Origin of the sequence: Pseudomonas sp. NFPP25 (genome assembly GCF_900116505.1) — a bacterium.
GTDB lineage: Bacteria > Pseudomonadota > Gammaproteobacteria > Pseudomonadales > Pseudomonadaceae > Aquipseudomonas > Aquipseudomonas protegens.
The window spans coordinates 317,555-326,097 of record NZ_FPBG01000008.1 but is presented as its reverse complement, the minus strand read 5'-3'; the positions used below and the strand labels follow the sequence as shown (position 1 = coordinate 326,097).

Here is an 8,543-nt window from a genome sequence, read left to right as displayed (position 1 = left end):
AGAAGGGTTTGCGTCCCCTTCGTCTAGTGGCCTAGGACACCGCCCTTTCACGGCGGTAACAGGGGTTCGAGTCCCCTAGGGGACGCCAGTTTCACACAAGCGATGTTGCAAGATGTCGCTGCGCCGCGAGGCGAAAATCCGGGGCTATAGCTCAGCTGGGAGAGCGCTTGCATGGCATGCAAGAGGTCGACGGTTCGATCCCGTCTAGCTCCACCAATTTACAGTTCAAGGCTTGGCCACACCGGCCTTGGATCGATCAGTACTCAGCACTGATCAGCTGTTAGAAGGGTTTGTGTCCCCTTCGTCTAGTGGCCTAGGACACCGCCCTTTCACGGCGGTAACAGGGGTTCGAGTCCCCTAGGGGACGCCACGTTTACCCGCTCTGCGGGATTTTTAAGGGTCATTCAATCATTGAATGACCCTTTTGTTTTTCTGGCCTTCGGCCAATTTCTCTTTCTTCCTCAGTCTGCGCTTCTGACCGACGGTCACACTGGCGACTTGCGGAAAATTATTATGAGAATAATATTTTTTCCGTAATATTCGGAGGTAACGATGAACGACAAAAAAGCTCAAACCCGCGAACGTATTCTCCAGGCCGCCAGTTCTGCACTGATCCAGCGCGGCCCGGCCGAACCGAGTGTGGGTGAGGTGATGGGGGCTGCCGGCCTGACTGTAGGCGGCTTCTATGCGCACTTTGAGAGCAAGGATGCGCTGATGCTGGAGGCTTTCACTCAGTTGCTTTCCCATCGACGCGGCCTGCTCGATGAAATGGATGCAAGCCTCAGCGGCGAAGAGCGCCGGGCGTTGGCAGCGGCGTTCTATCTGTCGCGCAAACACCGCGACTCCACCGAGCAGGCGTGCCCGATTCCAGCCTCGGTCGGCGAACTGGGGCGCTTGCCCGAGAGCTTTCGCAAGGCCTTGAACGAACACATGGAGCTGATGGTCGCGCAACTGGCTGCCAGCCCCGAAGATACCGACAAGGCCCTGGCCGACATGGCGCTGATGGTTGGCGGCCTGTCCCTGGCGCGGGCCTTGGGGCCCGGCGAGTTGTCCGATCGTTTGCTGCGTGCCGCCAAGTCGGCGGTGCTATGACCTGAAGTGCAACGGCGAGGTAGGTGATGAGCAGATTGAGCTGGATTCGTGGCGTCAATGGCACTCTGGGGTGGGTGGCGCCGCAATGGGCGGCGAATCGGATGCGTCATTTGTTCATGACCCCTCGCGAGCTGCCGCCACGAAAGTGGGAGTTGCCCCTGCTGGCGCGTGCCGAGCGCCTGACCTTGCGTTTCGGGCTTTCAGCCTTGCGTTGGGGCCAGGGGCCGACGGTATTGCTGATGCACGGCTGGGAAGGGCGGCCCACGCAGTTTGCCAGCCTGATCGACGCCCTGGTGGCCGCCGGTTATACCGCCGTGGCGCTGGATGGCCCGGCCCATGGTCGTTCCCCGGGCGATGAGGCAAACGTGGCACTGTTTGCCCGGGCGATGCTGGAGGCAGCAGCCGAATTGCCGCCCCTGCGCGCGGTGATCGGCCACTCCATGGGCGGTGCCAGCGCCATGCTCGCGGTGCAATTGGGCCTGCGCACCGAAACCCTGGTCAGTATTGCCGCGCCGGCACGTATCCTGGCCGTGTTGCGCGGTTTTGCCAGCTACATGCGGTTGCCGCCCAGGGCGCGTTCCGCCTTTATCCGCCAGGTGGAGAAGAAGGTCGGAATGCGCGCCGCCGCCATGGACGTGGCCCAGTATCAGTTGGATATGCCCGGCCTGATCATTCACGCCGAAGATGACCTCTTCGTTCCGGTCAAGGAATCGGAGCTCATCCACCAGGCCTGGTTCGACAGCCGTCTCCTGCGCTTGAGTGAAGGTGGCCACCAGCGGATATTGGCCGACTCCCGAGTGGTGGATGCGGTGGTGGCGCTGGTCAGTGGCCGGCATCTGCAAGCGCGCCAATCGGCCTGAGCATCCGTTACACTGCCCCGGTCAAAAAAACTGACCGGGAGTCGGGCATGAGTTGGGATCTGGCAACGCCATTCGTCATCGATCTGCAGGTGGCCGCCGAGGATATCGATGGCCTCGGGCACGCCAACAATGCGGTCTACGTGACCTGGCTGGAGCGTTGCGCCTGGCGGCATTCGCAGCGCCTGGGGCTGGACCTGGCCGAATACCGGCGCCTGGACCGGGCGATGGCCGTGGTGCGGCACGAGATCGATTACCTGGCGGCGGCCTATGAAGGCGATGAGCTGCAACTGGCCACCTGGATCGTCGATTGGGACCAGCGCCTGAAGATGACCCGGCGTTTCCAGCTGATGCGCCCGAGCGACGGTACGACCCTGTTGCGGGCCCAGACCACCTTTGTCTGCATCGAGCTGTCCACCGGCAAGCCCAAGCGCATGCCCGCCGAGTTCCTGGACGGTTACGGCCCGGCCCTGCAGGGCGCCTGATACCTCCCTGTGCCCGTGCAGGCGCCGGCTTGCCAGCGAAGGCGCCTGCAACGGCTGGCTCGCCCCTGTAAAACTCCTGCTGAAGGTCGAAACCCAGTAAACTGGCGGACGTTTTTTTGCCCGTTTTCTTGTCGAGTGTGTTTCATGCAAATTGCCCTGGCGCCCATGGAGGGGTTGGTCGACAACATCCTGCGGGATGTACTGACTCGTGTTGGCGGGATCGACTGGTGTGTCACCGAGTTCATCCGCGTCAATGACCGCCTGTTGACGCCTGCCTACTTCCACAAGCTCGCCCCCGAACTGCTGCACGGTGCACACACCGCGGCCGGCGTGCCGCTGCGAGTGCAGTTGCTGGGTTCGGACCCGGTGTGCCTGGCAGAGAACGCGGCCCTGGCCTGCGAGCTGGGCAGTGAGGTCATCGACCTGAACTTCGGTTGCCCGGCCAAGACCGTCAACAAGTCCCGGGGCGGTGCGGTGCTGCTCAAGGAGCCCGAGCTGCTGAACCAGATCGTTGAGCATGTGCGGCGTGCGGTGCCGGCGCACATTCCGGTCACGGCGAAAATGCGCCTGGGCTTCGACAGCCCGGATGGCTCGTTGGTCTGTGCCACAGCGCTGGCCGAGGGTGGCGCCGAACATATCGTGGTGCACGCGCGGACCAAGGTCGACGGCTACAAGCCGCCGGCCCATTGGGAGTGGATCCCGCGGGTGCAGGAAGTGGTCAAGGTGCCGGTGTTCGCCAACGGGGATATCTGGAGCGTCGAGGACTGGCGCCGTTGCCGGGAAATCAGCGGCGTCGAGGACATCATGCTGGGTCGCGGGTTGGTTTCGCGTCCCGATCTGGCCCGGCAGATCGCCGCAGCCCGGGCCGGTGAAGACGTGGTGGAAATGTCCTGGGCCGACCTGCAGCCGATGCTCCAGGATTTCTGGGCTCAGGTAGTGGTGCAACTGACCCCGCGTTCGGCGCCGGGGCGCCTGAAGCAATGGCTGGCGATGCTGACCCGCAACTACCCGGAAGCGGTCGAACTGTTCACCGCCCTGCGCCGGGAAACCGAGCTGGATCAGGTCGGGCGCCTGTTGGGCATGCCCCGAAGCGAGGCGGCGTAAAAAATTTTTAAGGCATGTCTTGAAACGCTGGAGCCCATCCCTATCTCTTGGGTACGCGATGCCGAATTCGGGTCGCGGAGATAACCACTCGCTGAATAATCAGGAGAAACACCCATGAGTACTGCATTTTCCTTGGCTCCACTGTTCCGTTCCTCTGTCGGCTTCGACCGTTTCAATGATCTGTTCGAGTCGGCACTGCGCAACGAACCAGGCAGCAGCTACCCACCCTACAACGTTGAGAAACACGCTGACGATCAATACCGCATCGTCATTGCCGCCGCCGGTTTCCAGGAAGAAGACCTGGAACTGCAAGTGGAAAAAGGCGTGTTGACCGTGAGCGGTGGCAAGCGCGATGCCAATGAAAGCGTCACTTACCTGCACCAGGGCATTGCCCAGCGTGCATTCAAGCTGTCCTTCCGCCTGGCCGACCATATCGAGGTCAAGGCCGCGGCCCTGAGCAACGGTCTGTTGAATATCGACCTGCTGCGGGTTGTGCCGGAAGAGGCCAAAGCCAAGCGCATCCCGATCAACGGTGCGCAGCAGGCGGCTCTGCAACACTAAGACCGCTGCAAAAAAAGGGTGCCCTGGTGGCGCCCTTTTTCGTGCCTGTCATTCCAGCAGCTTCTTGAATTCGCTCAGCGGCAACGGCCTGCTATGGAGGAAACCCTGGTACAGGTGGCACTCCAGGCCCTGGAGGAATTCGAGCTGCTGCGGGGTTTCCACGCCTTCGGCGATGACCTTGAGGTTCAGGCTGCGGGCCATGGCGACAATGGCCCGGATGATTTCCGCATCGTTGGGGTCGTGGGTCGCATCGCGGACGAAGGACTGGTCGATCTTCAAGGTGTCCACCGGCAAGCGCTTGAGGTAGGTCAGGGACGAGTAGCCGGTGCCGAAGTCGTCCATGGCAAAGCTCACTCCGAGTTTCTTCAGCCGGCGCATCTTGTTGATGGTGTCTTCCAGGTTCTGGATCACGATGCCTTCGGTGATCTCCAGCTTCAGCAGGCTCGAGGGCAGTGCGTAGGCGTGCAGGCTGTGTTCGACCCGCTCGACAAAGTCGGTCTGGCGGAACTGCCGCGGGCTGATGTTGACGCACAGGCTGAAGTGCTGGGGATCCACCAGTTTCTGATCGATCAACTGGCTGAAGGCCAGGCAGGCCTCGTCGAGAATCCAGGTGCCCACTTCGAGGATCAGGCCGCTGTCCTCCAGCACCTTGATGAACTCGGTCGGCGACTGTGCGCCCAACTCCGGGTGTTGCCAGCGCACCAAGGCTTCGGCGCCGACGATGCGGTTGTCGCGGGCGTCCACCTGGGGCTGGAAGTGCACGCTGAATTCGCCCCGGGACAGGGCCAGGCGCAGGTCGGTTTCCATGCGCAGGCGTTCGCTGGCGGCTTTTTGCATGGTGTTGTGGAACATCTGGGTGGTGTTGCGCCCTGAATCCTTGGCCCGATAAAGGGCGATGTCGGCGCGCTTGAGCAGGTCGGTGGGGGTCGAGCCGTGGTCGGGAATCAGTGCCACACCGATGCTCGGGGTGACCTGCAGGCGCTGGCCATCGAGGAACATCGGTTCGGACAGCAATTCGCGCAGGGTGTCGGCCAGCTGGCGGACCTGTTCGCTGACTTCGTTGCGCGTGCCCTCAAGGCCACTCAGCAGGACCACGAACTCATCGCCGCCCAGGCGTGCCACGGTGTCTTCCATGCGCACGCTGGCTTCGAGCCGGGCGGTGATGATTTTCAACACGGTGTCGCCCACCGGGTGGCCCAGGGAATCGTTGATGTGCTTGAAGTGATCGAGGTCGAGAAACAGTAGGGCACCGCGCAGGTTATGACGCTTGAGCAGGGCAATCTGCTGGCTCAGGCGGTCCATCAGCAGGGCGCGGTTGGGCAGGTTGGTCAGGGGGTCGTGGTAAGCCAGGTGGCGGATCTGTGCCTGGGCGTTCTTCAGCAGGCTGACGTCCCGGGCGGTCATTAGCAGGCAGGGCGTTTCGTTGAGGGTGATGGGTTCCACCGAGACTTCCAGGGTGAGGATCTCCCCGCGCTTGTTGCGCCCGAGCATTTCCAGGTGGTGCACCCGGCCCTTGATCTGGAGCTCCGCCAGCAAGGTGGAGAGTTGCGCTTCTTCGGCCCAGATGCCGATCTGGTACATGGTGCGGCCGATCACCTCGTCGTTGCGGTGGCCGGTCAGGCGGCAGAAACCATCGTTGACTTCCAGGTAGCGGCCCGTGTCGCGCTCGGTGATGCTGATGGCATCAGGGCTGGAGTGAAAGGCCTTGGCGAACTTCTCTTCGCTGGCCTTGAGAGCCGCCTCCGAGCGCTGCTGCTGGGTGATGTCCCGCAGGTTGGTGACGATGCAGGGCTGCTTGTCCACGGTGATCAGGCGGCTGGAAATGATGCAGGTCAGCGGCTGGCCGTTCTTGTGGTGGACCACCACTGCCACATTATTCAGCGCCTGTTCACGAATCACCTGCTCGATGCGCCGCAGGCGCGGCGCGGCGTCTTCCCAAAGGCCGATCTGTTCGGCGCTGCGGTTGAGCACTTCGTCCAGGGTCCAGCCGAAGGTCTGGGTGAAGCTGGAGTTGATCTCGATGAACTGACCGGTTTCCAGCAAGGTCACGCAGATTGGGTCGGGGCTGACCTGGAACAGGCTGGCGAATTTCTCTTCGGAGGTGATCAGGCGCTGTTCCCGTTCCACCTGCTCGGTGATGTCCAGCAGAGTGCCGGCCATGCGCAGCGGGCTGCCCTGTTCGTCGCGGTAGAGGCGGGCGCGGCTTTCCAGGTAGCGCGAGCTGCCGTCCTCCAGTTGCACCCGGTAGGTCAGTTGATAGTTGCCCGCCGGGCCTTCGCGCAGGCTGCGGTAGGCATCGCGCATGGAGTTGCGCTCTTCGGTGGGTACGCCTTCGAAGAAGGCGTCGAAGGATTCATGGAAGGGGATGGGTTCCAGGCCGTGCAATTGCGCGGCGCGGGCCGAGCCGTAGAGCATGCCGCTGGGAATGTGCCAGTCCCAGGTGCCCAGTTGCGCCGAATCCAGGGCCAGGTCCAGGCGTTCCTGGCTGTCCTTGAGCGCCTGTTCGGATCGTTTGCGCTCGCTGGTGTCGAGAAAAGTGCTGAGCAGGTAGGCCTTGCCCTCCAGTTCAACCTTCTGGGCACTGAGGATGCCGTCATGGATCTGCCCGTTGCTGGCGCGAAATTGCACTTCGAGGCTGGCGGCCTGGCCCTTCTTCTGGACCGCCTTGATCAGTTGGGCGCGCTGTTCGGGGTTGACCCACAGGCCGATCTCCAGGGTGGTACGGCCGATCACGTGCTCGGCGGGCCAGCCGAACTGGCTTTCGAAGTACTGGTTGGCCTCGCTGATCAGGCCATCTTCCAGGCGGGTCAGCAGCACGGTGTTGGGGCACAGGTGAAACAGCGTGGCAAAGCGCTTTTCCGAACTGCTGAGGGCTTCTTCGCGTTGGCGCTGGTGGGTGATCTCGCGGATCACCCCGATCATTCGCGGCTTGCCGTGCTTGTCCGGTAATACGCTGCCGTTGATCTCCAGCCAGTGCAGGCTGCCGTCGGGCCAGCGGATGCGGTGGTGCATGGCGTGTTCCAGCGGCGCGCCGGCCAGCACTGAATGAAAGGCGCGAATCGTCCTGGCCCGGTCCTCGATGGGCAGCAGGTCGAGGTATTCGAGGTTTTCCGGCAAGGGCTGGCGCGGGTCGAAGCCGAACAGCGCCTGGGTGCCCCGGGACCAGCTGATCTGCCCGCTTTCAATATCCCAATACCAGGCCCCCAGGCGCGCACCATTGAGGGCGGCGAGCAACTGCGGTGCGCTTTCCCAGCTTTGCTCCGACTCCCGGGGGTCGACAGCATGGATACGCGGCAAGGGCGGAATACGGTCAGCGGGTTTGGGCATGGAGGTCAGGCCTTGAGCTGAGTCATTCGTCGGGTGCGGGATACTCATGGCGCTGCGGCGTGGCACGGGCGATACCCGGAGTGTTATGCCGGGTTCCCTGGCCAATCGACTTGTGCATCCAGTAAGGCCATGAAAGCCCGCGCAGCGTTCGAAAGTGTCCGTTCGGTATGCAGGATATAGCCTAGCTGGCGGTGCAGCTGTATGCCCGGTAAAGGAATGCGCGCCACCTGGTCGTCGAGCATGGTGCGTGGCAGCACGCTCCAGGCCAGGCCGATGGACACCATCATCTTTATAGTTTCCAGATAGTTAGTACTCATGGCGATGTTCGGCGTCAGTCCCTGGGCTTCAAACAGGCGTTGGACAATATGGTGGGTAAAGGTATTGCCGCCGGGGAAAACCGCGGGATGCAGGGCAATATCCGCCAGGCTCACCTGGCCGCTGCTGACCAGCGGGTGTTCCGGCGCGGCGACGAAGTCCAGCGGGTCGTCCCAGACCGCAGTGGCCTTGACCAGGGAGTGGGGCTCGGGGGCCAGGGTGATCACTGCCAGTTCGGCGCGGCCATGGAGGATTTCCTCGTAGGCCACTTCGGAGTCGAGGAACTGGATGTCCAGGGCCACTTGCGGGTAGCGCCGGGTGAAGGCCCGCAGCAATGGCGGCAGGCGGTGCAGACCAATGTGATGGCTGGTGGCTAGGGTCAGGCGCCCACTGACTTCGCCGGTGAGGTTGGTCAGGGCGCGGCGGGTGTCATCCAGCACATTGATGATCTGGTAGGCCCGGGGTAGCAGGGCACGCCCGGCCTCGGTCAGGCCGATCTCCCGCCCCAGGCGGTCGAACAGCCGCACGTTGAGTTGCTGCTCCAGGCCGGCGATGCGTTTGCTGATGGCTGGCTGGGTCAGGTGCAGGCGTTCGCCGGCGCCGGAAAAGCTGCCGGTCTCGGCGATGGCTATAAAGGCGTTGAGGTTGGCCAGGTCCATAGTTGCATTCCAGTTGGTTATCCAAAGCATGAAAAATATGAATTTGAGTTATTTAATCTAACGCCATAGGATCGGCCTCACAAGCCAAAGGGTTATTGATCGGCGCACGATCGGAGCCCGGGGCATAGAAACAAGCTGATGAG

At 62.5% G+C, this 8,543-nt stretch carries 7 protein-coding genes and 3 tRNA genes; 8 read left to right on the top strand and 2 right to left on the bottom strand.

The window, feature by feature from the left end; translation table 11 throughout:
- The first annotated feature begins 12 nt into the window (after positions 1 to 12).
- From BM382_RS28945 to BM382_RS28910, 8 genes are all read left to right on the top strand, one after another.
- Positions 13 to 88 (top strand) — tRNA-Glu (locus tag BM382_RS28945).
- Positions 89 to 140: 52 nt separating this feature from the next.
- Positions 141 to 216: transfer RNA gene (locus BM382_RS28940), tRNA-Ala, on the top strand.
- A 78-nt stretch (positions 217 to 294) separates the two neighbouring features.
- Positions 295 to 370, top strand: a tRNA-Glu gene (locus BM382_RS28935).
- Positions 371 to 552: 182 nt separating this feature from the next.
- Positions 553 to 1,092, top strand: a complete 540-nt coding sequence (locus BM382_RS28930; RefSeq protein ID WP_011060368.1) for a TetR/AcrR family transcriptional regulator — start codon at positions 553 to 555, stop codon at positions 1,090 to 1,092.
- A 26-nt stretch (positions 1,093 to 1,118) separates the two neighbouring features.
- Positions 1,119 to 1,952, top strand: a complete 834-nt coding sequence (locus BM382_RS28925; RefSeq protein WP_011060369.1) for an alpha/beta fold hydrolase — start codon at positions 1,119 to 1,121, stop codon at positions 1,950 to 1,952.
- 47 nt (positions 1,953 to 1,999) lie between these two features.
- Positions 2,000 to 2,434 carry an acyl-CoA thioesterase gene (locus BM382_RS28920; protein WP_011060370.1) on the top strand — a complete coding sequence of 145 codons (435 nt, stop codon included), beginning with the start codon at positions 2,000 to 2,002 and terminating at the stop codon, positions 2,432 to 2,434.
- A gap of 144 nt (positions 2,435 to 2,578) precedes the next feature.
- Positions 2,579 to 3,538 (top strand): tRNA dihydrouridine synthase, encoded by a 960-nt coding sequence (locus BM382_RS28915; protein ID WP_015634892.1) that lies wholly within the window; start codon positions 2,579 to 2,581, stop codon positions 3,536 to 3,538.
- A 114-nt stretch (positions 3,539 to 3,652) separates the two neighbouring features.
- Positions 3,653 to 4,099: an Hsp20 family protein gene (locus tag BM382_RS28910; RefSeq protein ID WP_011060372.1), complete on the top strand. Its 447-nt coding sequence runs from the start codon at positions 3,653 to 3,655 to the stop codon at positions 4,097 to 4,099.
- A gap of 48 nt (positions 4,100 to 4,147) precedes the next feature.
- Here BM382_RS28910 and BM382_RS28905 read toward each other — a convergent pair whose 3' ends face one another.
- Both BM382_RS28905 and BM382_RS28900 read right to left on the bottom strand, forming a co-directional pair.
- Positions 4,148 to 7,426 carry an EAL domain-containing protein gene (locus BM382_RS28905; protein ID WP_072444846.1) on the bottom strand — a complete coding sequence of 1,093 codons (3,279 nt, stop codon included), beginning with the start codon at positions 7,424 to 7,426 and terminating at the stop codon, positions 4,148 to 4,150.
- 83 nt (positions 7,427 to 7,509) lie between these two features.
- A complete protein-coding gene (locus BM382_RS28900; RefSeq protein WP_011060374.1) occupies positions 7,510 to 8,400 on the bottom strand; it encodes a LysR family transcriptional regulator in 891 nt (296 codons plus the stop codon).
- Positions 8,401 to 8,543 lie beyond the last annotated feature (143 nt).

Excerpts from the sequence above, each read along its gene's own strand:
- BM382_RS28930 (WP_011060368.1), top strand. The coding sequence starts at position 553 with ATGAACGACAAAAAAGCTCAAACCCGCGAACGTATTCTCCAGGCCGCC.
- BM382_RS28925 (WP_011060369.1), top strand. The coding sequence starts at position 1,119 with ATGAGCAGATTGAGCTGGATTCGTGGCGTCAATGGCACTCTGGGGTGG.
- BM382_RS28920 (WP_011060370.1), top strand. The coding sequence starts at position 2,000 with ATGAGTTGGGATCTGGCAACGCCATTCGTCATCGATCTGCAGGTGGCC.
- BM382_RS28915 (WP_015634892.1), top strand. The coding sequence starts at position 2,579 with ATGCAAATTGCCCTGGCGCCCATGGAGGGGTTGGTCGACAACATCCTG.
- BM382_RS28910 (WP_011060372.1), top strand. The coding sequence starts at position 3,653 with ATGAGTACTGCATTTTCCTTGGCTCCACTGTTCCGTTCCTCTGTCGGC.
- BM382_RS28905 (WP_072444846.1), bottom strand. The coding sequence starts at position 7,426 with ATGCCCAAACCCGCTGACCGTATTCCGCCCTTGCCGCGTATCCATGCT.
- BM382_RS28900 (WP_011060374.1), bottom strand. The coding sequence starts at position 8,400 with ATGGACCTGGCCAACCTCAACGCCTTTATAGCCATCGCCGAGACCGGC.